Source organism: Pseudomonas sp. DTU12.3, assembly GCF_004124275.1.
Taxonomy (GTDB): Bacteria; Pseudomonadota; Gammaproteobacteria; order Pseudomonadales; family Pseudomonadaceae; genus Aquipseudomonas; species Aquipseudomonas helmanticensis.
Genome location: NZ_CP027218.1, coordinates 3,941,538 through 3,965,043 on the forward strand (window position 1 = coordinate 3,941,538; position 23,506 = coordinate 3,965,043).

20 protein-coding genes are annotated in these 23,506 nt (G+C 60.6%); 11 read left to right on the forward strand and 9 right to left on the reverse strand.

Going from position 1 to position 23,506, the window contains the following annotated elements; genetic code table 11:
* The first annotated feature begins 9 nt into the window (after positions 1 to 9).
* A complete protein-coding gene (locus tag C2E19_RS17785) occupies positions 10 to 777 on the forward strand; it encodes an SDR family oxidoreductase (RefSeq protein WP_016985259.1) in 768 nt (255 codons plus the stop codon).
* 209 nt (positions 778 to 986) lie between these two features.
* Positions 987 to 2,093 (forward strand): Gfo/Idh/MocA family protein, encoded by a 1,107-nt coding sequence (locus C2E19_RS17790; RefSeq protein ID WP_129394391.1) that lies wholly within the window; start codon positions 987 to 989, stop codon positions 2,091 to 2,093.
* Positions 2,094 to 2,096: 3 nt separating this feature from the next.
* Here C2E19_RS17790 and C2E19_RS17795 read toward each other — a convergent pair whose 3' ends face one another.
* The 6 genes from C2E19_RS17795 to C2E19_RS17820 form a co-directional block, all read right to left on the reverse strand.
* Complete coding sequence (locus C2E19_RS17795; protein WP_256661215.1) at positions 2,097 to 2,693, reverse strand: trimeric intracellular cation channel family protein; 597 nt, start codon at positions 2,691 to 2,693, stop codon at positions 2,097 to 2,099.
* Between the two features lie 581 nt (positions 2,694 to 3,274).
* Positions 3,275 to 3,532, reverse strand: coding sequence for a DUF1652 domain-containing protein (locus C2E19_RS17800; protein ID WP_129394393.1), 258 nt, complete (start codon positions 3,530 to 3,532; stop codon positions 3,275 to 3,277).
* 136 nt (positions 3,533 to 3,668) lie between these two features.
* The gene (locus tag C2E19_RS17805) at positions 3,669 to 5,165 is read right to left on the reverse strand and encodes a helix-turn-helix transcriptional regulator (protein ID WP_129394394.1); all 1,497 of its coding nucleotides are present in this window, start codon (positions 5,163 to 5,165) and stop codon (positions 3,669 to 3,671) included.
* 190 nt (positions 5,166 to 5,355) lie between these two features.
* Positions 5,356 to 6,249 carry a LysR substrate-binding domain-containing protein gene (locus C2E19_RS17810; RefSeq protein WP_129394395.1) on the reverse strand — a complete coding sequence of 298 codons (894 nt, stop codon included), beginning with the start codon at positions 6,247 to 6,249 and terminating at the stop codon, positions 5,356 to 5,358.
* A 6-nt stretch (positions 6,250 to 6,255) separates the two neighbouring features.
* Complete coding sequence (locus tag C2E19_RS17815) at positions 6,256 to 8,469, reverse strand: xanthine dehydrogenase family protein molybdopterin-binding subunit (RefSeq protein WP_129394396.1); 2,214 nt, start codon at positions 8,467 to 8,469, stop codon at positions 6,256 to 6,258.
* Positions 8,469 to 8,933: a (2Fe-2S)-binding protein gene (locus C2E19_RS17820; protein ID WP_129394397.1), complete on the reverse strand. Its 465-nt coding sequence runs from the start codon at positions 8,931 to 8,933 to the stop codon at positions 8,469 to 8,471. Before C2E19_RS17820 ends, C2E19_RS17815 begins: the two co-directional genes overlap by 1 nt.
* Positions 8,934 to 9,051: 118 nt before the next feature.
* On the opposite strand from C2E19_RS17820, the gene C2E19_RS17825 reads away from it, so the two are divergent.
* From C2E19_RS17825 to C2E19_RS17875, 9 genes are all read left to right on the forward strand, one after another.
* Positions 9,052 to 9,942, forward strand: a complete 891-nt coding sequence (locus C2E19_RS17825) for a LysR substrate-binding domain-containing protein (protein WP_129394398.1) — start codon at positions 9,052 to 9,054, stop codon at positions 9,940 to 9,942.
* 387 nt (positions 9,943 to 10,329) lie between these two features.
* Complete coding sequence (locus C2E19_RS17830; RefSeq protein WP_129394399.1) at positions 10,330 to 11,259, forward strand: amidohydrolase family protein; 930 nt, start codon at positions 10,330 to 10,332, stop codon at positions 11,257 to 11,259.
* A 4-nt stretch (positions 11,260 to 11,263) separates the two neighbouring features.
* Positions 11,264 to 12,169 carry an amidohydrolase family protein gene (locus tag C2E19_RS17835; protein ID WP_008081961.1) on the forward strand — a complete coding sequence of 302 codons (906 nt, stop codon included), beginning with the start codon at positions 11,264 to 11,266 and terminating at the stop codon, positions 12,167 to 12,169.
* Between the two features lie 247 nt (positions 12,170 to 12,416).
* Positions 12,417 to 13,802: a UbiD family decarboxylase gene (locus tag C2E19_RS17840; RefSeq protein ID WP_129394400.1), complete on the forward strand. Its 1,386-nt coding sequence runs from the start codon at positions 12,417 to 12,419 to the stop codon at positions 13,800 to 13,802.
* An 11-nt stretch (positions 13,803 to 13,813) separates the two neighbouring features.
* Positions 13,814 to 14,428 carry a UbiX family flavin prenyltransferase gene (locus C2E19_RS17845; protein ID WP_164979476.1) on the forward strand — a complete coding sequence of 205 codons (615 nt, stop codon included), beginning with the start codon at positions 13,814 to 13,816 and terminating at the stop codon, positions 14,426 to 14,428.
* Between the two features lie 72 nt (positions 14,429 to 14,500).
* Positions 14,501 to 15,562, forward strand: coding sequence for a GTP-binding protein (locus tag C2E19_RS17850; RefSeq protein ID WP_129394402.1), 1,062 nt, complete (start codon positions 14,501 to 14,503; stop codon positions 15,560 to 15,562).
* A 249-nt stretch (positions 15,563 to 15,811) separates the two neighbouring features.
* Entirely contained in the window at positions 15,812 to 17,179 is a 1,368-nt protein-coding gene (locus C2E19_RS17860) for a nucleobase:cation symporter-2 family protein (protein WP_129394403.1), read from the forward strand.
* Between the two features lie 13 nt (positions 17,180 to 17,192).
* Complete coding sequence (locus C2E19_RS17865) at positions 17,193 to 18,581, forward strand: amidohydrolase family protein (RefSeq protein ID WP_129394404.1); 1,389 nt, start codon at positions 17,193 to 17,195, stop codon at positions 18,579 to 18,581.
* Between the two features lie 215 nt (positions 18,582 to 18,796).
* Positions 18,797 to 19,006, forward strand: a complete 210-nt coding sequence (locus tag C2E19_RS17875; protein WP_129394405.1) for a hypothetical protein — start codon at positions 18,797 to 18,799, stop codon at positions 19,004 to 19,006.
* Between the two features lie 136 nt (positions 19,007 to 19,142).
* On the opposite strand, the gene C2E19_RS17885 is transcribed toward C2E19_RS17875, so the two are convergent.
* The 3 genes from C2E19_RS17885 to C2E19_RS17895 all read right to left on the reverse strand — a co-directional run bounded on the left by C2E19_RS17885 (position 19,143) and on the right by C2E19_RS17895 (position 23,067).
* Positions 19,143 to 20,069, reverse strand: coding sequence for a DHH family phosphoesterase (locus C2E19_RS17885; protein ID WP_129394406.1), 927 nt, complete (start codon positions 20,067 to 20,069; stop codon positions 19,143 to 19,145).
* 95 nt (positions 20,070 to 20,164) lie between these two features.
* The gene (locus C2E19_RS17890; RefSeq protein ID WP_129394407.1) at positions 20,165 to 21,448 is read right to left on the reverse strand and encodes a Zn-dependent hydrolase; all 1,284 of its coding nucleotides are present in this window, start codon (positions 21,446 to 21,448) and stop codon (positions 20,165 to 20,167) included.
* A 134-nt stretch (positions 21,449 to 21,582) separates the two neighbouring features.
* Complete coding sequence (locus C2E19_RS17895) at positions 21,583 to 23,067, reverse strand: NCS1 family nucleobase:cation symporter-1 (RefSeq protein WP_129394408.1); 1,485 nt, start codon at positions 23,065 to 23,067, stop codon at positions 21,583 to 21,585.
* Between the last annotated feature and the right edge of the window lie 439 nt (positions 23,068 to 23,506).

Sequence of the window (23,506 nt, forward strand, 5' to 3'; positions counted from 1 at the left end):
GGAACCCTTATGTCCAAGACTCAGTTGTTCGACCTCGACGGTAAAATCGCTTTCGTTTCCGGCGCCAGCCGTGGCATCGGTGAAGCGATCGCCAAACTGTTGGCCCAGCAAGGCGCCCACGTCATCGTCTCGAGCCGCAAACTCGACGGCTGCCAGCACGTCGCCGATGCGATCATCGCGGCTGGCGGCAAAGCCACTGCGGTGGCCTGCCACATCGGTGAAATGGAACAGATTGCCCAGGTGTTCGCCGGGATCAAGGAACAGTTTGGCCGCCTCGACATCCTGGTCAACAATGCTGCGACCAACCCGCAATTCTGCAACGTGCTGGACACTGATCTGAGTGCATTTCAGAAGACCGTTGACGTCAACATTCGCGGCTACTTCTTCATGTCGGTCGAAGCCGGCAAGCTGATGCGCGAAAACGGTGGTGGCAGCATCATCAACGTGGCGTCGATCAACGGTATCTCGCCGGGCATTTTCCAGGGCATCTACTCGGTGACCAAGGCGGCGGTGATCAACATGACCAAAGTCTTCGCCAAGGAATGCGCGCAGTTCGGCATCCGTTGCAACGCCTTGCTGCCAGGCCTGACCGACACCAAGTTCGCCTCGGCGCTGGTGAAGAACGACGCGATCCTCAAGCAGGCGCTAACGCAGATCCCACTCAAGCGCGTGGCCGATCCGAGTGAAATGGCCGGTGCGGTGTTGTACCTGGCGAGTGATGCGTCGAGCTACACCACCGGCGTTGCGCTGAATGTGGACGGTGGTTTCCTGTCCTGACCTCCTGCCACCCCATGTACTGATCGACTGACCTATGTAGGAGCTGCCGCAGGCTGCGATCTTTTGATGTTGTTTTAAAGACAAGATCAACAGATCGCAGCCTGCGGCAGCTCCTACATGGTTTGAATAATTATTCTGAAATTTGCATTAAGGGAATTTTTATTCCATAAATAGCCTTCCTGAAAATAAAAATCCAAAGGAAGACGGCTATGCGCGAACTCGGTATCGGTCTCATCGGCACAGGTTTCATGGGCCGTGCCCATGCCTTGGCGTTTCGCAATGTCAGTGCAGTCTTCGAACTGCCGTTCAAACTCAACCTCGCCGCCCTCGCCGACGCCGATCCACAGCGTGCCCGCCAGTGTGCCGACGCTTGGGGATTTGCCGCCCATCACAGCGACTGGCAACACTTGATCAATGATCCCAAAGTCAATCTGGTCGCCATCACCACCCCCAATCACCTGCACTATCCAATGGCCATGGCCGCCCTGGCTGCCGGCAAAGCGGTGTACTGCGAAAAGCCCCTGGCGGTGAACCTCGAACAAGCCAGCGCGATGCGTCAGGCGGCGAGAGACGCCGGTGTGGTCACGCGTGTCGGCTACAACTATCAGCACAACCCGATGATCACCTTGGCGCATGACTTGATTCGCGACGGCGAACTCGGCGAGATCATCAGCTTTCAGGGCGAGTTCAGCGAAGACTTCATGGCCGACCCCGATTCGCCGTGGTCATGGCGCTGCGACCCGGCGCATGCCGGCGGTGCACTGGCCGATCTTGGCAGTCACTTGCTGTCGATGGCGCGCTATCTGGTCGGCGACGTTGAAGCCGTTTGTGCCGACACTCACACCGTGCACAGCCAACGCCCGGCCGGCACCACGCAAAAACCGATCAACGTCGACGATCAAGTGCACGCCCTGCTGCGTTTCGCCAACGGCGCCCGAGGCACGTTCAGCAGCAGTTGGCTCAAGCACGGCTACAAAAATCACCTGAGCTTTGAAATCAGCGGCACGCGCGGCACCCTGACGTTCGATCAGGAGCGTTTGAATGAACTGCGTCTGTTCCGCGCCGGGCAGGACGGCTTCCAGCGCCTGCTCGCCGGCCCCAACCTGCCGGGCTACGCCGCATTCAGCCCAGCCCCGGGTCATCAATTGGGCTACAACGAACTGAAGACGCTGGAGGTGCATGACGTGCTGATGGCGCTGGCCGGCAACCATCAGGGTGGCACCGACTTCGAACAGGCCTGGGCGGTCGAGCGTCTGGCCACGGCGATTCGCCTCGCTGCGCGCGAGCAGCGTTGGGTCAGCCTGGAAGAGGTTTGAGATTCAGGCGTCAATGACTTTCGGCAACTGCCAGCCGAAATGCACTGACAACAGGCGCAGCAGCAGACACGCTGCGCCTGCCAGCAACGCTGCTGCCACCGGCGACACACCGCAGCGCCGCGCGATGATCAACACCGCGGCACCGGTAAACGCCGAACTGGCATACAGATCCGCCTGCAGCACCACGGGAATCCGCGCCAGCACGATGTCACGAATCACCCCGCCGCCGACGCCGGTAATCGTCCCCATCAGCATCGCCACAAACGGCGTAATCGCGAAATTCAAAGCCTTCTGCGCACCGGCCACGGCAAACAGCGCCAACCCGGCGGCGTCCAGCACAATCAGGGTCGAACCGGACCAGCCCAGCACGTGTTCATGGAACACGAACGCCAGCCCGCCCATGAAAAACGCCAGCGCCGGATAGCGCCAATCGGCCACCGCGTTGGGTGGCGTGGCGCCAATCAGCAAGTCACGCGTCACGCCACCGCCGAGCGCGACGATAAACGCGATGACCATCACCCCGAGCAAGTCGAGCTGACTGCGCATCGCCGCAATGGCGCCTTCCACGGCAAACACCGCCGTGCCGAGCAGATCGGCCACCAGTACAATCCGCTCAACCCGGGACGTGTGCCCCGCCGGCGTTATTGAGTGACGCAACGGGTGGTGGTGGTGTGTCGAGTCACTTGCCCGTCGACGTACATGTCGCCGGCGACCTCAGTGTTTTCGAGGACCTGGCATGTACGTTCCGGCGGTGGGGGTGGAGCAACAGGAGGCGGTGGCGGCGGACTGGCACAGCCCGCCAGTAGCATGGCAAAAAAAGCCAACGGCAACACGCGTTTCCCAGGATTGTTCATAGGACGACCCGCGATAAATGGAAGACAAACTTGCGCGACCCAACCGGCCACGCAAGACCTGACCACTCATTCTTTATAGCCGAGGCCACCGCAAGCGCCAGTAAAGGCGCCAGATCAGCCTGCACGGGCTGTCGATTTCGCGCGCACAACCCGGTTTTGCGCTGACAACCCGGATTTGCGTTCACACCCTGATCTCGCGCTGACAACCTGATTTGCGTTCGCACCCTGTAGGAGCTGCCGCAGGCTGCGATCTTTTGATCTTGATGTTCAGATGCAAGATCAAGATCAGGATCAACAGATCGCAGCCTGCGGCAGCTCCTACATGGGTTATGCCAGGTCGGGGTCTCTTGAGGCGCGCAGGGAGTTGCTTTCGAGTTCGTAGCGCAACTCTTCGATCAACGCCTCCACCGACTCAGGCGTACGCAGCGCATCGAGTTTCAGCCCACTGATCACCAGGTCCACCTGCCCCGACTCCGGGTGGTATAACTTCACGGTCAGCGAATGATCACCATCCACCAGACATTCACACGCCAGCGGCGAAAAACTGCGCTCAAGCTGTGCGCGCAATTGCGCAAGGTTCATCATTGAGTTGTTCCTTTGACGGCTTCGACGGGACACGATCCCAAGCCCGAAAAGGCTCGTATCGCACCCCACCAGACTAGGAACAGCGGCCTCGTCAAGACACCTCAATTTGCACCCCTCGCACTAGTGCATTTGCACCTCATCGCTGGCCCTTGCCGGCCCAGTCGCCGGCAAACAGACCACGCTCCCGCGCCCAGACAATCGCCTCGCTGCGGCTGTGCACATCGAGCTTGGAATACACTGTTGCGACATGATTGCGCACGGTATTTGGCGCGAGTTTCAGCCGTGCGGCGATCTCCTTGTCCGCCAACCCTTCGCAGATCAACCCGAGTACATCGCGTTCACGTGCCGTCAGGTCAGTGAACGACACGCTCGGCAGCTGCGGCGAGTTGACCTTCTTCACATTGGCCAGCTTTTCGATCAGCGTACGGCTGAACCACGAAGCGTCTTTCATCACCTCTTCAATCGCTGCCACCAGCTCAAGCTCGGTGCGCTTGCGCTCGGTGATGTCCATCAATACCAGCAGATAGCAGGGAATGTCCTGGATATTCACAGTGTCGGCAGACAGCGCGAACTCGAGCAGTTCGGCGTCCTTCTTGCGCACGCGCACATCGACCCGATCAACCCGGCCATTTTTCTCCAGCGCTGCCAGCAACCGCGTGCGTGCGCCGTTGTCATCGATGAAATCCAGCTGCGTCACGGTCTTGCCGAGCACCTCGCTGCTGTCGTAGGCGAGGGTTTCGAGGAAGGCTTGATTGACGTCGATGATCTGCTGCTCGTCAGCGCTGCAAATCAGGATCGGCACGGGCGTCAGACGGAACGCCTTGGCAAAGCGCTCTTCGCTTTGGCGCAGCGCCACTTCAGCCTTGTGGCGCAATTCCATATCGACGAAGGAGAACAGCATGCAATCCTCATCGTTGAGCGTCAGCGTTTGCCCGGCAACGATCACTTGCTTGCTGCTGCCATCGGGCAAGCGCAGCTCAGCCTGCATTTGCGGAATGGTCGCAACGTCGCGCAGACGCTGGATCGCCAGATCCCTTTTCTCGGCTCGCTCAAAAATATCGATCTCATAGGCCGAGGTGCCGATCACTTGATCACGGGTGTAGCCGGTCATTTCCAGAAACCCCGGATTGACCTTGATGTAGCGCAGGTCGCTGAGACGGCAGATCACCGCCGGCGCCGGATTGGCGTTGAAGGTCTTTTCGAAGCGCTGCTCGGCGTTGGCCCAGTCGGTGACGTCGCTCATGATCAGCACCAGCGACTCGGGCTGCCCTTCGCGATCGGTGAGGATCATGCTGCGCACGCTGTGTACCCAGATGCGCTCCGGATCATCGGTTGGCGACACTTCGATCAGCACGTCATTAAAACTCTCACAGCGCGCCACGCGGCTGATCGGGTAGTTTTCAGCGGTGATCGAGTGATTGTTGCGATAGCGCAGGTTGAACTGTTTGGCGTATTCATCGGCATTGTGGCCCAGGTCAGTGATCCGGCTGACACCGTGCATGGCCAGCGCGGCTTCGTTGGCCCAAAGAATGCTCTGGTCCAGCTCCAGCAAAATCACCCCGTCCGACAGCCCGGCGATGATTTGCTGCAACTGGCGGCGATTGGTTTCGGTGGTCAGGACTTCCTGGCTCATTGGATCTCCACAAGTGATACGCCCATGTGAAGATTACGACCGCAGCGCCCCGTGATCGTGCCGAACCAATAATTTGCGCAACACCACCTATCCCCTGTAGGAGTGAGCCTGCTCGCGATAGCAGTGTGTCATTTAGCTTATATCTTGACTGACACACCGCTATCGCGAGCAGGCTCACTCCTACAGGGGTTCAGTGTTGGCTTGAGGTTTCGGCCAACTCACGCAACGTGTCGAGGAAGAGTTTCAGGACGGGGGAGGCATCATCTGCGCGGTACGTCGCGTACAACGGCACTTCCGGCAACGCCGGGGTCAGGCGTCGAAACACCAGCCCCGCCGGCGCCAATTGCTCGATGGACGCTGGCAACAGCGCCACGCCGAAACCTGCGCGCACCAGGCTGAGCAAGGTCTGCACCTCGATCACCTGCTGGCGGATCTGCGGCGTAAACCCGGCCTGAATGCAGCACTGATAGAGAAAATTGGCGAACCGCGACTGCTTCAGCTCCAGCGCGACAAACGGCTCCTGCGCCAGGTCCGCCGGCGCCAGCACTTCCCGCTCAGCCAATGGATGATCCGCCGGCATCACCACATGAATCGGTTCATAGATCAGCAGTTCATTGCGCAACAGCGGGTCGTCATAACCGACGCGAAACACGCAGGCATCGATGCGTTTCTCCTTCAATGCCTTGACCTGCGCCGCCGGGGTCATCTCGTGCAAGCGCCAATTGACCTGCGGGTAGCGCTCGCGAAACAGGTGCAAGGCTCGCGGCAGCACGCCGACCATCACCGAACTGATCATGCCGATTTCCAGTTCACCGAGCTGACCACGGCCGGTCTGCCGCGTCAGATCCAGCGCCCGCTCGAGCTGCTCGAAGACCAGCGGCGCCTGCTCCTTGAGCATCTGCCCCGCCGCCGTCAGCTCGACCCGATGATGGCTACGCTCGAACAGCGGCGTGCCGAGTTCTTCTTCCAGCAAACGAATCTGCTGACTCAGCGGCGGCTGGCAGATGTGCAAGCGCTCGGCAGCGCGACCGAAGTGCAACTCATCGGCCAACGCCATGAAGTACCGCAACAGGCGCAAGTCCATGGCGATTTATCCCAGGCTCAGTGGCGTCGAACGCTGGCGTACGCCAGTCAGCGCGAACAAGGCATTGGCGATGGCCGGCACCACCGAAGGGCTGCCCAACTCGCCAACGCCGCCGGGTTTGCTCGGTTCACCGTCAAGCACCAGGATGTCGGTGGCCGGCATATCGGACATGCGCGTGACGCGGTAGTCGTGGAAGTTGCTCTGCACCACCCTGCCCTGTTTGATCTCGAGTCGATCGAACAACGCGTGACCAAAGCCCCACATCAAGCCGCCGTAGATCTGCTCCTCGACACCGCCCGGCGACACGGCCAAACCGCAATCGACCACGCAGGTGAGTTTCTCGATTTTCGGCTTGCCATCCACCGTCGCGACCCGCGCGACTACCGCGATAAAACTGGTGTAGCCCTGATTGGTCGCGATCCCCAGCGCCGTGCCCGCTGGCAACGGCTGCCCCCATCCCGCACGCTCGGCAGCCTGTTTGAGCACCGCGACATGGCGAGGCCGCTCGTGCATGTTGGCCAGCCGGAACGCCAACGGATCTTCGCCCGCCGCATGGGCCAGTTCATCCATGAAACTTTCCACGGCAAACACGTTGGGGATGAAACTCACCGAGCGATACCAACCGCTCGGCACATCGCTTTCGTGCTTGACCCAGTTCAATTCCAGGTGCGGCGGACGATAGGCGAAGTCCCACGCAGTGATCGCTTCGGTGGTGCTGTAATCCATCTTGTCTGGACGTTCGAAATAACCCGGCTCCCACTGCTCCGGCGAGGCTGGCGACACCGCGTGCAGTTGCAGCGCGGTGAGTTTGCCTTGAGCGTCGAGCGCGCCTTTGACCCGATGCAAGGTCGCCGGGTGATTGAACAGCGCATGCATTTCGTCTTCGCGACTGTTGAGCAACTTCACCGGTACGCCGGTTTTCTGCGCCAGATACGCGACCTCGAACAACCAGTATTTGGCCTCCCGCGCACCGAAGCTGCCGCCAGAGACCAACTCATGAATGGTCACGTTGGCCTTGTCGATTCCGCACACGGTTTGCGCCGCTTCCAGCGCCGACGACGGCACCTGCACGCCGCCCCAGTAAGTGATCGCGCGGTCCTTGACCTGCGCGGTGATGCAGATCGGTTCCAGCGGGTTTTGTACTTTGTAGGGCATGGTGTAATCGGCTTCGATCAGCTTCGCCGCGCCCACCCATTGCCCGGCGACATCACCGTGGGTCATGGCTTTGACGGTTTGCGATGCAGGATCGCCGATGGCTTTGGCTTGAGCGCTGGACAACTGTTCACTGTCAAAACCGGCCAGCGGCGAATCGCTCCACTTGATCTCCAGCACTTTGCGGCCCTGCTGCGCCGCCCAGAAGGTATCTGCCAGCACCGCGACGCCTTCCAGATTACCGCCGAGCACATCGGGACGCCCCGGAATCGCCAGCACTTTACGCACGCCCGGCATTTGCAGAGCGGCTGCTGAATCGACGCTGAGCACTTTTGCACCGACCACTGGCGCACGTTGAATCACTGCGACCAGCATGTCCGGCAGTTGCACGTCGATGCTGTACTTGAAGCGCCCGCAGACCTTGGCGGCTGCGTCACGCTTGTGGCGCAGCTTGCCGATGTATTTGAACTGCGCCGGTTCTTTCAGGGTGACGTGGGCCGGCGCCGGCAGATGCGCCGCCACGCCGACCAGTTCGCCGTAGCCGAGGCTGCGTTTGCTCGACGCGTGCACCACCCGACCGTCCTCGGTGGTGCAACTGTCGGGGCTGACTTTCCACTGTTTCGCCGCTGCTGTAATCAATAGCGCCCGCGCTGTGGCGCCGGCCATGCGCAAGCGATCGTATTCGAGGGAAACGCTGGTGCTGCCGCCAGTCGAGAAGACTTTCCAGATCGGATGAATGTAGGTTTCGAAGAATGGATCTTCCGGTGTGATCACCTGCACGGTCATCGGGTTGACGTCGAGCTCTTCGGCCACGCACGCAGCCAATGCCGTTTGTGTGCCGGTGCCGGAATCGTGCTTGTGTACGACCAGTTTCACCGTGCCGTCGGGGAAGATGCGCACCCAGGCATTCGGTTCGAATTCGTTGGCCGGTGCCGGGGCTTTCGGGTCGCTGGTGGCAATACCGCTCGGCAGGTACAGGGCAATCGCCAGGCCTGAAGCCACGGTCGCCGCTTGCTTGAGAAATACCCGGCGCGGCAGTTCGATGCGGGTATCGTCGATGAGGCTCATCAGGCTTCCTTCGGCGCATTCGCCGCGCGTTTGATGGCTTTGTTGATGCGCCCGTAGGTGCCGCAACGGCAGATATTTCCGGACATCGCATTGCGGATCGAATCGTCAGTCACCGCCGCACCGGTGTTGAGCAACGACGCAGCGGACATGATCTGCCCGGATTGACAGTAGCCGCATTGCGGCACATCTTCGGCGACCCAGGCCAGTTGCAGCGGATGGTTTTGTGTCGGCGACAACCCCTCGATAGTGGTGATGCTATGGCCCGCGACGGCGGCCGCCGGCAATTGGCAGGAACGCACCGCGACGCCATCCAGGTGCACGGTGCAGGCACCGCACAGGCCCATGCCGCAACCGAACTTGGTGCCGGTGAGTTTCAGTTGATCACGCAAGACCCATAACAAGGGCATGGAGGAGGACGCTTCATCCAGCTCGCGTCGTTCGCCGTTAACCGTGAATGCAATCATTGTCAGGCTCCAAAAGAGCGGCCCGTCTTTGTGCGGGCCTGGTCACCGATTATTGGAACCCTGAGCAACACGCGGCCAGCGACGATTTCTGCCAACCGCTGTAAGCAGGACTAACAACATGTACAAGCGATACCCGTCGGTACAGTCCATGAGCGCGTTTATCCACGCGGCGCGTAGCGGCAGTTTCTCCAGCGCCGCGCGCAAACTTGATCTGACCCACAGCGCGATCAGTCAGCAGATCCGCGCGCTGGAAGATTTCATCGGCCAGCCGCTGTTCGTGCGTGAAGGCGGCGGCAGCAATCTGACCGATGCAGGGCAGTTGTTTGCCAGTGTCTTGTCGGATGGTCTGGCGCAGATTGACCGGGCGATTTCCTCGGTGAAAAACCGCAGCGTGGCGCAGCGTTTGACCCTGGATGTCGACAGTGAACTGGCACAGAGCTGGCTCAATCCGCGACTGCCGCAGTTGCTCGATGGGTTGCCGGATTACGAGGTGACGTTACTGTCGATGCCGCGCAGTGATCGCTGCACGTTTGAGCGGGTTGATCTGGCGTTGCGCTATGGCTATGGCGATTGGGATGACTGCGAGATGACGCAGATTTGTGGCGATCGGGTGCTGGCGGTGGCTGCGCCGGCGTTGCTGGAGCGCTATGGTTTGCAGGTGCCGTTGAGTCCGGCGCAGATTCTTCAGTTACCGTTGCTGGGATATACGCGGCGCTCGTGGATTCCGTGGCTGGATGCGGCCGGGATGACGCCGACAGAGCCAGCGGCGCGGGTGATTTTTGATAATGCTGCCAACCTTATCGCCGCTGCCGAAGCTGGCGTTGGTGCGGGGCTGGTGCGCGGATTACTCGCCGCCGATGCCTTGCGCAGTGGGCGGTTGGTGGCGTTGAACGAGGCGCAGATTGCGGCGCATTACAACCTCTATGCGGTGTGGCCACATGGGCAGGCTGAGCGTGTGGCGCCGGTGGTTGAGGCGATCAAACTGTTGGCTTTGCAAACACAGTCCTGACGCCTTCGCGAGCAAGCCCGCTCCCACATTGGAATGGGTTCCCCCTGTGGGAGCGAGCTTGCTCGCGAAGAGGCAGCCACAACCACCGAAGATCAAAAGATCGCAGCCTGCGGCAGCTCCTACACCGATCCCCGTAGGAGCTGCCGAAGGCTGCGATCTTTTGATCTTGATGCACCCATATCGAACAAGTATCACCACCCCGCCCAATTAATATTGTACGAACCCAACCCCGCCTTCCAATACTCGCCCTCAGCAGCCACCCACCCGGGCCGGATGCGAACAGGCGAGGGAATGCGCGTGTCTTGCGCATAGCAACGGCCGATTGCCCGGGACGTGGATGCCGAGAGCCGCAAGGCTCCCTTCCCCGCTATCAGGAGATCGACTGCAATGATCATCGATATCAGCTGCTATCCCACGGATCTCGTGGACCTCGCCTGGAGGCATGACGGTGACCCGTTCACCGGCGAGCGTCTGCTGGAGATGATGGATGGCCCGTACATGGTCAATGGCAAGGCTCGCCGCATTGACAAAGCCTTCATCCAGCCGCCGCAAGGCAACACGATTTACACCTGGACCGACGGCGACCTGACCGGCCGTGAATCCATCGACGCTTACATGGCCTACACCCTGAAAATGGTCCAGACCTACCCGGATCGCTTCATCGGCTGCTTCGTCTACAACCCGCGCTGCGGTGTGGAAAACGGCGTCGAAGCGATCGAGCGCTACGTCAAGGAACACGGTTTCGGCATGGTGCAGATGCAGGCCAACATGCACGCCTACCGTCCTGATCGAGCGCTCGACTGGGTGCGCCCATGCTTCGAGAAATGCGCCGAGCTGGGCATTCCGGTCAAGCTGCACACCGGCGACGGCCCTTACAGCATCCCGTCGGAATGGGTGCCGATGATCAAGGAATTCCCCAACGTCAATTTCATCATGGCCCACTTCGGCGTGCAGACCGGCGGCGTCTATGTGTTCGAACCGATGCAATGGGCGATGGAATTGCCCAACGTCTACTGCGAATCCGGCTGGTGTCTGCAATCGCGAATCGTCGAATTCGCCAAGGTCTTGCCGACGCACAAAATCCTCTTCGGCACCGACACGCCGCCGAACGAACCGGGCATGTGGCTGCGCCTGCTCGAAGTGCTCTGCCACGAGCCGCCACAAGGCCTGAATCTCGACGAGGACACTCTTGAAGACTACTTGGGCAACAACACCGCGCGGATGATCGGCCTCGAACCGACCCCGCCACCACGTTCCGTTTCCGAAGCAGAGGCGCAACTCAAGCGTCCCGTCACCACTCAACTGGCCAGGAGCTGAACCGATGATCATCGACACCCATCTGCACCCCACCAACCTGGTCGACGAGGCCTGGCGCCACACCGGCGAACCGTTCACCGGCGAGCGCATGCTCAAGTTGATGGACGGCCCATACATGATCAACGGCAAACCACGCCGCATCGACATGGGTTTCATCCAGCCGCCACCGGGCAACACCGGCTATCGCGACGGCAACCGCCGGGGCCGCGAAGGCGTGCGCGACTACATGTCGTACATCGCCGAACTGTGCATGAAATACCCCGATCGCTTCATCGGCAACTTCAACTTCAACCCGCGCTGGGGACCGGAAAACGGTGCAGCGGAGCTGGAATTCCACATCAAGGAATACGGCTTCAAGATGCTCAAGCTGCACGCCAACATGCACGGCTATCGCCCGGATCGCGCACTCGACTGGCTGCGTCCGGCGATGAAAGTCTGCGCCAAGTACAACATCGTTGTGTTGATCCACACCGGCGATGGCCCATACACGATTCCGACGATGTTCTACCCGATCATCCGCGAGTTCCCGATGGTCAATTTCATCATCGGCCACTTCGGTATCCAGACCGGCGGCAACTACTCGTTCGAAGCGTTCTGGATGGCGATGGACACGCCGAACGTGTATTGCGAATCGGGCTGGTGCTTCCAGTCGCGGATCGTCGAATTCGCCAAGGAACTGCCGCGCAACAAGATCGTGTTCGGCACGGACTCACCGCCGAATGAGCCGGGGATGTGGCTAAGGGAACTGGAGGTGTTGTGCTCGCCGGCGCCGCAGGGCTTGGGGATTGATGAGGATCATCTCGAGGACTACCTGGGCAACAACATCGCCCGGTTGTGCGGGATCGAACCGACGCCACCGCCGAAGGATCTGGCCGAGGCCGACATACGCCTGACCACCACCTATCTGTAGCCACACACAAAACCCAATGTGGGACCGGGCTTGCTCGCGAAAGCGGTGGATCAGTCACCGTAATTGCTGAATGACACACCGCATTCGCGAGCAAGCCCGCTCCCACAGGGGATCCGGGCTCAACCCAGGCACACAGCGACTTTACAGGCACGAAGATGACCCGGCGTTTCGCTCGACCGGCAGGCCAACGGCTGGCCGCGCGAACGCCCTCTCACCCCTGCGTGCCTGCTTTTTACGAGGTGAAACCATGACCCGTTCGACGCTCGGCGATTCTCAGGACTTTCACGTGTTCATCGACGCCTATCGCCGTGAGTACCCGGACGATGTGCTGACCATCACCCAAACCATTTCTGCCGATCAGGACGTTACCGCCCTGGTCGATGCCCTCGCCGCCCAGGGCCGCGATCCACTGCTGATCTGCGAAAATGTCGGCAACCTCGGCGTGCCGGTGGCAAGCAATATGTTCGCCTCGCGGACCCGCATCGCCCGGCTGTTTGGCGTAACGCCGGCGCAGCTGCACGAAACCTTCCAGACCCGCGCCAATAATCCGATCGCACCGCGTTACGTGGAGAGCGGCCCGATTCTCGATGAAGTCTTTGAAGGCGAATCGCTGGATCTGGCGCTGCTGCCGATGCTCAAGCATTTCGACAGCGATCGCGGCCCGTACATCACCAACGCGATCATCATCGCCGAAGACCCGCTGACCGGCATCGCCAACATGAGCTATCACCGCTCGATGCGCCACGCCCGCCAAGCCCTCGCCACCAGCCTGCACTCACGCGGCCACCTGTGGCGGATGCTGCAAACCGCGCGCGAACGTGGCGAAGAATTGCGTGTGGCAATGGTGGTGGGCGCGCACCCGCTGTTCATGCTCGCCGCTGCTGCGCGCTTGCCGTATGGCGCTGATGAACGCGCCGTCGCCGGCGGGCTGTTCGGCGCACCGCTGGAGTTGGTGAAAACCCCGCGCTACGGCATCGGTGTCCCGGCCTCTGCCGAGTTCGTGCTGGAAGGCACTATCGATCCGGCGGCGTATGCCGAGGAAGGTCCGTTCGGCGAGTTCAGCGGTTATTCCTCGGATCGCTCGACCAACAACGTCTTGCGCGTCGATACCCTGTTGCGGCGCAAGGACGCCTGGCTGGTCGACGTGATGGGCGGCCGCTATGCCGAGCATTTGACCCTCGCCCGCCTGCCGCGCGAAGCGGAAATGAGCGAAAAACTCAAGGCACGTTTCCCCGCCGTCACCGCTGTGCATTACCCGAACTCCGGCACGCATTTTCATTGCTATGTGGCGCTGGACCAGAGCCGCGACGGCGAAGCGCGGCAGATCATGCTGGCCCTGCTCGGCTGGGATCCGTACCTGAAAACCGTGATCGCGGTGGACAGCGATATCGACATCAGCGATGACAGCCAGGTGCTGTGGGCGCTGGCCACGCACTTCCAGCCGCATCTGGATATTTTCACCATTGATGGCTTGCCGGGCAGTCCGCTCGATCCTTCGTCCTCGGTCAATGGCACCACTTCGCGGATGGGCCTGGATGCCACACGCGGTTCGGCTTTCGACGGGATCAAGGCGCAGCTCGATCAGGATGTACTCGAACGCGCGCGGCTTTTGCTCAAAGGTCTTGAGTCGTGAACCGGCAACGGATGGTGGTCGGCATCAGCGGCGCGTCCGGCTTCATCTACGGCGTGCGCCTGCTGCAATTGCTCGCCGAGCTGGACATCGAAAGCCACCTGATCATCAGCCGCGCCGCACTGCTGACCATGGCCCACGAGACGGATTACAAACTCGCCGACGTCACCGCGCTGGCCAGTCATTACCACCGCGCCGATGACGTCGCCGCCGGGATTGCCAGCGGCTCGTTTCGCTGCCTCGGGATGGTGGTGGCGCCGTGTTCGATGAGGACGCTTGCAGAGATTGCCACTGGCACCTCATCGGGGCTGATCGGCCGCGCCGCCGACGTCACCCTCAAGGAACGCCGCACGCTGGTGCTGATGGCCCGCGAAACCCCGCTGACCCTCGCCCACCTGCGCAACATGACTGCCGTCACCGAGATGGGCGGGATCATCGCCCCGCCGGTGCCGGCCTTCTACGCCCGGCCGGAAAACCTCGCGCAAATGGTCGACCACAGCCTCGGCCGCGTGCTCGACCTGTTCGGCCTTGATGCCGGCGTCGCCCAACGATGGCGAGAACACCAAGAACCCAGTGGGAGCGAGCCTGCTCGCGAAAGCGGTGAATCAGTCGCCATTACCGCTGGATGACACACCGCATTCGCTAGCAGGCTAGCTCCCACATTTGATCTCACTCCGACAAAAACACCTGAGGAGCTTTAGATGAACACTCCATTCAACGCCCCAACGCGCAACACCAAAATTCCCGTGACCATCCTCACCGGCTTTCTCGGTGCCGGTAAAACCACCCTGCTCAATTACATCCTCAAAGAAAACCACGGTCGCAAAATCGCCGTTATCGAAAACGAATTCGGTGAAGTCGGCATCGACGGCGACCTCGTCCTCAGCTCGGAAACCGAAGAAATCTACGAGATGGTCAACGGCTGCGTATGCTGCACCGCCGAGGTTCGCGAGGATCTGGTGCGCATCGTCCGTGAGCTCGTGGCGCGCCCGGTGCGCCTCGATCACATCCTCATCGAAACCAGCGGCCTGGCCGATCCATACCCGGTGGCGCAAAGCTTTTTCATCAATGATCCGATCGCCGATGAAGTCGAACTCGACGCGATCGTGACCATGGTTGACGCCAAACACATCGCCCAGCACCTGGAGGATCTGCAACTCGATGGCGTCGATAATCAGGCGGTGGATCAGATCGTCTGCGCCGACCGGATCGTCATCAACAAGGTCGATCTGGTCAGCAGCGCCGAAGTGGAAACGCTGCGCAGCAAGATCCGTGGCTTGAATGCCACAGCGGAACTGGTGACCTCGACCCATGCGCAAATCGACCTGACGAAAATCCTCGGTATCGGCGCATTTGAATGCACGCAGAAGCTCATGGAAATCGGCGCGGAGCAGCACGATCACGATCATCACGACCATGAGCATCACGCTGAGCACTCTATTGAAGAGCAGGATCACCAACACGATCCAAGCGTGTCATCGGTAGGCATCGCCGTCGACGGCGCGGTCAACCTGATGGCGTTCCATCGCTGGATCAGCGAACTGCGTTCGTCCCAGGCCGACAACCTCTATCGCATGAAAGGCGTGCTCGCCGTGGCCAACGAGAACCAGCGCTACGTGCTGCAAGGCGTGCACAGCCTGGTGGAGTTCCGCGCCTCGACCGCGTGGGGCACGGAGCCGCGCTCAAGCAAGATCGTCTTCATCGGCCGCGACCTGGACCGCGCGGCTCTGAACCAGGGCTTCGCCGCCTGCCTGGCAGGCTGAAACAAGGCATCGAAGCCGGTGGATGGCGGCTTCGCAGCACGAATGACTGATGCCGATCAGCGAAACGCTGCAAAACCTGTGGGAGCGAGCCTGCTCGCGAATGCGGTGGGCCATTGAACAATGATGTCAACTGGCACAACGCTTTCGCGAGCAGGCTCGCTCCCACAAGGGATCTCAGTGTTTCAGGATTCAAAGGCATCAGACGAATACCCCTCTCTACCGCATAAAAACAGCCAGAGGTGTTTCCCCATGTCGTCAGCCACATCCCCAGCAAAAAACGCATCCATCGTGCATCCCGTCGACCGCATTCTGCCGGTGCGACAGATGCTCACCCTCGGCCTGCAGCACATGGCCGTCTCGTACATCGGCGCCATCGCCGTGCCGTTGATTGTCGCCAGCGCCTTAAAAATGTCCCACGCCGACACGGTGGTGTTGATCAGCACCACGCTGTTCTGCTCAGGCATCGCCACCCTCCTGCAAACCGTCGGTTTCTGGAAATTCGGCGTGCGCCTGCCGATTCTGCAAGGCGTGGCGTTCAGCAGCGTCGGCCCGGTGATCGCCATCGGCAGCAACCCGGACGTAGGGTTTGCCGGGGTTTGCGGGGCGGTGATCGGCGCGGGGATCTTCACCATGCTGATGGCGCCTTTCGTCGGTCGATTACGGCGCTTCTTCCCGCCCGTAGTGACCGGTTGCATCGTCACTGTGATCGGTTTGCAGCTGTTCCCGATTGCCTATGAATGGGTCGGCGGCGGGCGCAACGCGAGCAACTTTGGCGCGCCGGCATTCCTCGGCGTGGCCGTAGTGGTGTTGCTGACGATTCTGCTGGTCAACCGTTATGGCAGCCCGCTGCTGCGCAACATGGCGGTGTTGATCGGCATGCTGATCGGCGCCGGTCTGGCGTATGGCCTCGGGATGGGCAGTTTTCACAGCGTTGAAGAAGCGCCGTGGCTGACCGTGCCCTACCCGTTCTACTTCGGTTTGCCGACCTTCAGCCTGATCCCCATCGCGACCATGGTGGTGGTGATGATCGTGCAGATGGTCGAGTCGATGGGGCTGTTCGTGGCCATCGGCGACATCGTCGAAAAACCGGTGGAAGACAAACAGGTGATCAACGGCCTGCGCGCCAATGGTCTGGCCAGCACCATCGCCGGGATGTTCGCGGCGTTCCCTTTTATCGCCTTCATGGAAAACGTCGGCCTGGTGATCCTCACCGGCGTGCGCAGCCGTTGGGTGGTCGCGGTCAGCGGCTTGCTGATGTGCTCGATTGCCTTGGTGCCCAAGGCCGGCGCGATCATCGCCTCGATGCCCACCGCCGCCCTCGGTGGCGCTGGCATTGCGATGTTCGGCGTGGTCGCGGCGGCGGGTATTCAGACCCTCGCCAAGGTCGATTACGAGCGCAATCGCTACAACGTTTTGATCGTCGGTTTCACCATCGCCGCCGCGCTGGTGCCGGTGCTCGCCCCCACCCTGTTCAAACAACTTCCCGAGTGGTCGCAGCCGTTCCTGCACAGCAGCGTGGTCATCGCCTGCCTGGTGTCGGTGCTGCTCAACGCCGCGCTGAATGGCGTCAGCGTGGCGGAAACCACCGCCAGCAAATCCGCCTCGCACATCCTTTAGTTTGGAGCTGCCCATGACTCAACTTCAGAACATCCTGATCAAGCACCCGGTCGCGGTGATGACCGGCCTGCGCGGCCCTCGCGCACGGGCCGGCGCTGTGGACATCCGCGTGGTCAATGGCCGCATCGCTGAAATGGCCGCGAACCTCGAGCCGCAACCCGGCGAACGAGTGATCGACGCGCGCAATTGCGTGGTCTATCCGGGCTGGATCAACACTCACCATCACCTGTTCCAGAACCTGCTCAAAGCCGTACCCGAAGGGTTGAATCAGGATCTGCAAGGCTGGCTGGCGAGCGTGCCCTACCCGCGCCTCAACCGCTTTACCCCGCAACTGGCGCGGATCGCCGCACGGCTGGGCATGGTCGAGTTGCTGCTGTCCGGCGTCACCACCTGCGCTGATCACCACTACCTTTACCACGCCCACGGCAGCACCGAGACCGGCGACCTGTTGTTTGATATGGCTGATGAATTTGGCCTGCGTTTTGTGCTGTGCCGTGGCGGCGCACTGGAGTCGGCCAGCGCACATCCGGGCTTCTCGAAAACCGCGCTGCAACCGGAGAGCCTCGAACAGATGGTCGGTGACATCGAGCGGCTGAAATCGCTGTATCACCAGGACACCCCGGACGCGATGCGCCGCGTGGTCGTCGCCCCGACCACACCGACGTTCTCGCTGCCGCCAACGCTGCTGCGCGAACTCGCGCACACCGCACGCGGCCTCGGTTTACGCCTGCACACGCACCTGTCGGAAACGCAGAACTACGTGAATTTCTGCCGCGAAAAATACAACTGCCTGCCGGTGGAGTTCGTCGCCGAACACGAATGGCTCGGCCCCGATGTCTGGTTCGCCCACGCCGTGCACCTGCAACCGGGCGAAATCCGCATGCTGGCGCAAACCGGCACCGGCATCTCCCATTGCCCGGTGAGCAACGCCCGGCTGGGCAGCGGCGTCGCACCGGTGCCGCAGATGTATGAGGCCGGCGTGCCGATTTCCCTGGGTGTGGACGGCGTGGCGTCGAATGAATCCGGGAGCATGGTCGGCGAAGCCAACACCGCGTGGCTGATCCACCGCGCCGAACAAGGCGCCTCGGCGACTACCGCTGAAGATGTCATTCACTGGGGTACGGCGGCTGGCGCGCAGGTGTTGGGCCTTGGCGCCGTCGGCACCCTCGAAGTCGGGCAAGCGGCGGATCTGGTGGTCTACAGCCTCGATCATCCTCGGTTCTACGGCTTCCACGACAGCGCCGTCGCCCCGGTGGTCGCGGGCGAACCGATCAGCGTGAAATACAGCCTGGTGGGCGGCAGAATCGTCGTCGACAACGGCGTGATCCCGGGCCTCGACATCGAACGCATGCGCGCCGAAGCCTGGCAAGGCGTCCAACAACTGATGAACATCGACGACTGACCCAAACCCACCACAACACCCTGTGGGAGCGGGCTTGCTCGGGAATACGGTATTTCATTCAGTAATTGTGCCGACTGAACCACCGCTTTCGCGAGCAAGCCCGCTCCCACAGAAACGCCAGCCATTCGCGCGTCTTGGGTTTGTCGACTAAGGTTATTCCCTCATCGGATTGAGCCCCTGCCAGCAAGATCGGGCTCTTGATCAAGGAGAGACTGATGACGTCGCGTCGCAACATCGAACAGACTTATCGCACCTGGTCCAGCCCCATTCTGCTGGAGCTGAAAAAGCGCGAACACCAAATGGCGCCGTTCGAGCGCCAGGCGCTGGAGAATGTGTTGGTGGAAAGACGGTTGCTGGATATCGGCAATCCGAAGGGCAATGATCGCCGCCAGAGCCCGACGAACAAAAACGACCAACCTGGCTAATCGCATGACTCAACTGCACGCATGAATGACTTGTAGGAGTGAGCCTGCTCGCGATGGCGGTACATCAGACAATATTGCAGTGTCTGACAGCCCGTTATCGCGAGCAGGCTCACTCCTACAAATTCCATATGCGTTTTCAGGATTTGCTACAGGAGGCCACTGAAAGGCTCAGCTTCAGAAGTTCTTTGCGTAACATCGATGGCTCGACAACAGCCATTCCAGAGCACCATCCAAGCTGCATCAGCCTATTGAGCTTTTGTTGACTGAGTTCGGGTTCGACCAGCAAACAACTTTTCCGGTCGCGGATGCTGATGACATTCAGCAGCCAGTCTTCGCCCTGCTCCGCCATCCATTGGCTGATCGTCGGCCGGTATTTCTGCAGTAATACGTCGGCATCCCACACGGTCATTTGCGCGAAAATCTGCGGCAGGTTGCTTTCGGGCTTAATCCGTTTCAAGTCGGCTGCCAAGGCATTGGCGAGGTCTGATTCGATGTCGGCCTGGCATTCGAGGAAGTAGTGCTCGGGCCAGTTCGTTGCGAGTTTCGCCCGAAACGCGAGGTCGGCGTAGGCGTCGATGTCCGCTGGCGTGGTCATCTGGCTGGTGAAATTCAGGGTGTTGTCGAGAATTGCGGTGGCCAACAGAGCGGCGCTTTGCTGACTGATTTTTGGTAGCAAACCTGCGGCCTGCCAGCGTTGAAACACCTGAGTCGCCGCTGCGCCGATCGGGCGAATGTCGGCGGCCGATCCAAGTTTGTCTGCCCAATAATCTTCGTAACCGGGATGATGGTCGATGACTTCCACCACCCTGTCGAGCACCACCATTGGGTCGAAATGGTGATGGTCGGAGACGTCGACCAAGATGAATTCATCGGTCGGCGATGGTTCATGCGTTTGAAAAGCGCAGCCCCAATCAAGCACGGTTTTCGAGACACTGGCGTTGGCTGTTGCGCTGCTGACGGCGCGGGCGGGGATGCCTTGCAGGTTGAGCAGTTCTGCGTAGGCGATGCAGCAAGCGTAGGCGTCGATGTCCAGATAGGACGCGCCGGAGGTGATGATTTTCATGAGGCGGCAACGTCGCATATTTTCATGACATTGGGGTGACAGGAAAAGATCGCAGCCTGCGGCAGCGCCTACACAGGGCTGCGATCTTTTGATGTTTATGCGGCGGCTTTACCGGCCGCCACCATCGCCGAAGCCGCCAGCATCGCCCGCAACAACACCGCACAGCCCGCCGCCAGATCATCCGGTGCGGCGTTTTCGATTTCGTTGTGGCTGATCCCGCCTTCGCACGGCACAAAGATCATCCCCGCTGGGCCAAGCTCAGCGAGGAAAATCGCGTCATGCCCCGCGCCACTGACGATGTCCATGTGCGACAACCCCAATCCTTTCGCCGCACCGCGCACTGCTTCCACGCAGCCTTTTTCGAAGTACAGCGGCGGGAAGTCGGCGGTCGGCGTTAGCTCATAGGTCAGGCCATGTTCCTCACAGGTGGTTTCGATGACTTGCTTCACCTCAGCAATCATCGAGTTCAGCCGCGCCGGTTCCAGATGACGAAAATCGAGGGTCATGCGCACTTCGCCGGGGATGACGTTGCGCGAGCCGGGATAGGCTTGCAGACAGCCGACCGTGCCGCAGGCGTGTGGTTGATGGCCGAGGGCAGCGCGATTGACTGCACCGACGATCACCGAGGCGCCAACCAGTGCGTCCTTGCGCAGGTGCATCGGCGTTGGGCCGGCATGCGCCTCGACGCCGCGCAGTTTGAGGTCGAACCACTTCTGCCCCAGCGCGCCGAGCACCACGCCGATGGTTTTCTGTTCGTCTTCAAGGATCGGGCCTTGCTCGATGTGCGCTTCGAAATAGGCGCCGACCTTGTGCCCGCTGACCTTGCGCGGCCCGGCGTAGCCGATGGCATTCAGCGCTTCGCCAACGGTGATGCCCTCGGCATCGACCTTGGCCAGAGTTTCTTCGAGGGTGAATTTCTCGGCGAACACGCCCGAGCCCATCATGCACGGGGCGAAGCGTGAGCCTTCTTCATTCGTCCAGACCACCACTTCCAGCGGTGCTTCGGTTTCCACTTTGAGGTCGTTGAGGGTGCGCAGCACTTCGACACCGGCGAGCACGCCGAAGCAGCCGTCGAACTTGCCGCCGGTGGGTTGCGTGTCGATGTGGCTGCCGGTCATCACCGGCGGCAGGTCGGGATTGCGTCCCGGGCGACGGGCGAAAATGTTGCCGACTTCATCGACCGTGACGCTGCATCCGGCGTCCTTGCACCATTGCACGAACAGGTCGCGGGCCTGGCGGTCGAGGTCGGTCAGGGCCAGGCGACAGACGCCGCCCTTGACCGTGGCGCCGAGCTTGGCCAGTTCCATGAGCGAGGCCCACAGGCGATCGCGGTTGATGTGCTGATGGGTCGATTGCAGAACGTCTACGGCTGCGTTCATGGGGATCTCCTCAGGCTGCATTTCTTATGGATATTGCTGTGGTGTCTGGTAGATCGCCTTCGCGAGCAGGCTCGCTCCCACAGGGAAATGCATTCCAAATGTGGGAGCGGGCTTGCTCGCGAAGAGGCCATCCGTTACACCGCCGACTTGATTGCAGAAGGCTGTGCGCGCATCACGCACAACCCGTAATAAATCAATCCGCCCAACGCCGAGCCAGTGAACCAGCCGTAGCTGTAAAACCAGCTGAACGCATCGCTGCCCAACGACAACAACGTCAGCACCACCGGCACACCAAACGCGAGAAACCCGGCCCAGTTCCACGCTGGATACACGTCGTCGCGGTACAGCCCGGCCAGGTCCAGTTGCTGTTTCTTGATCAGGAAATAATCCACCACCATGATCCCGGCAATCGGCCCGAGCAGGCTCGAATAACCGAGCAACCAGTTGGAATAGACGCTTTCCAGACTCACGTCGGAAACGATCCAGCCGAGTTTTTTCAGCAGTTCATGGGCCATCAATATCAGCCCGACCAACCCGGTCAGCAACACCGCTTTGGTGCGGTTGATGACCTTCGGCGCGATGTTCTGGAAATCGTTGGTCGGCGACACGATGTTGGCAGCGGTGTTGGTCGACAGCGTGGCGATGATGATCAGCGCCATGGCCACCGCGACCCACACCGGACTCTGGATGTGGCCGATCAACGTGACCGGGTCAGACACCGTGACACCCACCAGTTTCACCGAAGCGGCGGTCATCACCACGCCCAGCGCGGCGAACAGGAACATGGTCAGCGGCAGGCCGATAATCTGCCCGAGGATCTGATCCTTCTGGCTCTTGGCGTAGCGGCTGAAGTCGGGAATGTTCAACGACAAGGTGGCCCAGAAACCGACCATCGCCGTCAGCCCGGCGGCGAAGTAGCCGTACACGCTCGCGCCTTCCGGACGTTTGGCTGGAATTGCCATCAGCTCTGTCATCGACACATTGGGCATCGCCCACACCAGTAACCCCACGCCGACCGCCACCAGCAATGGCGCGGACAAAGTCTCCAGCCACTTGATCGACTCGGCGCCGCGAATCACCACCCACAGGTTGAGCGCCCAGAAGATCATGAAACCGATCACCTCCCCCGTGCCACCGAGGGATTTCCAGCCGTCGAACACCGAGCCGAGAAACAGGTGAATCGCCAATCCGCCAAACATCGTCTGGATGCCGAACCAGCCACACGCCACCAACGCGCGGATCAGACACGGCACGTTGGAGCCGAGAATGCCGAACGACGAACGCAGTAGAACGGGAAAAGGAATACCGTATTTGGTGCCGGGAAAGGCGTTAAGTGTCAGCGGAATCAACACGATGACGTTGGCGAAGAGAATCGCCAGCAGCGCTTCGCCAACGCTCAAACCGAAGTACGCCGTCAGCACACCGCCGAGGGTGTAGGTCGGCACGCAGATCGACATGCCGACCCACAGCGCGGTGATGTGCCATTTGTTCCAGGTTCGTTCGCGCACCTTGGTCGGTGCCATGTCGTGGTTGTAACGGGGACTGTCGAGGACGTCGCTGCCGGCTTCGAGTTCGAACAAGCCGTCGCGCTCGGTCACTTGCGATCTGTTCTGTTGCATGGCCGCTCCACTGTTCTTCTGATTATTTTTTTGCTCATCAGGCGGCTGGCACACGAGGCGCGAGCCGGACGATGGCCGGAGGAACTGACAACTTTCGTGCACCGGCCATGGTGTCAGCGGCGGCATCAATAAACGTGCCGGGTGCCCCGCTTACGCATCGGGCCGAGGGTTAAACGCTTTGCAACTTTCTGATATTCATCAGTTTTAATTATTCACCGGATGAGTTCGCGGAAACTTGTCTGGGTGCTCAGGCTAAACACTTGGCAAGTTGTCCGAACAGACAGGACTCAAACTGGTGCACTGCATTTATTTTCATTGTGAACGAGCAACCGCAGCTCAACTTCAAGCGGCTGATTTCACATAGGAAATCTTGCTCATATTTCCATCCTGTCAAGTGCGTCAAAATGGTGAACGGCCTCACCATTTTGGTGATTCACGT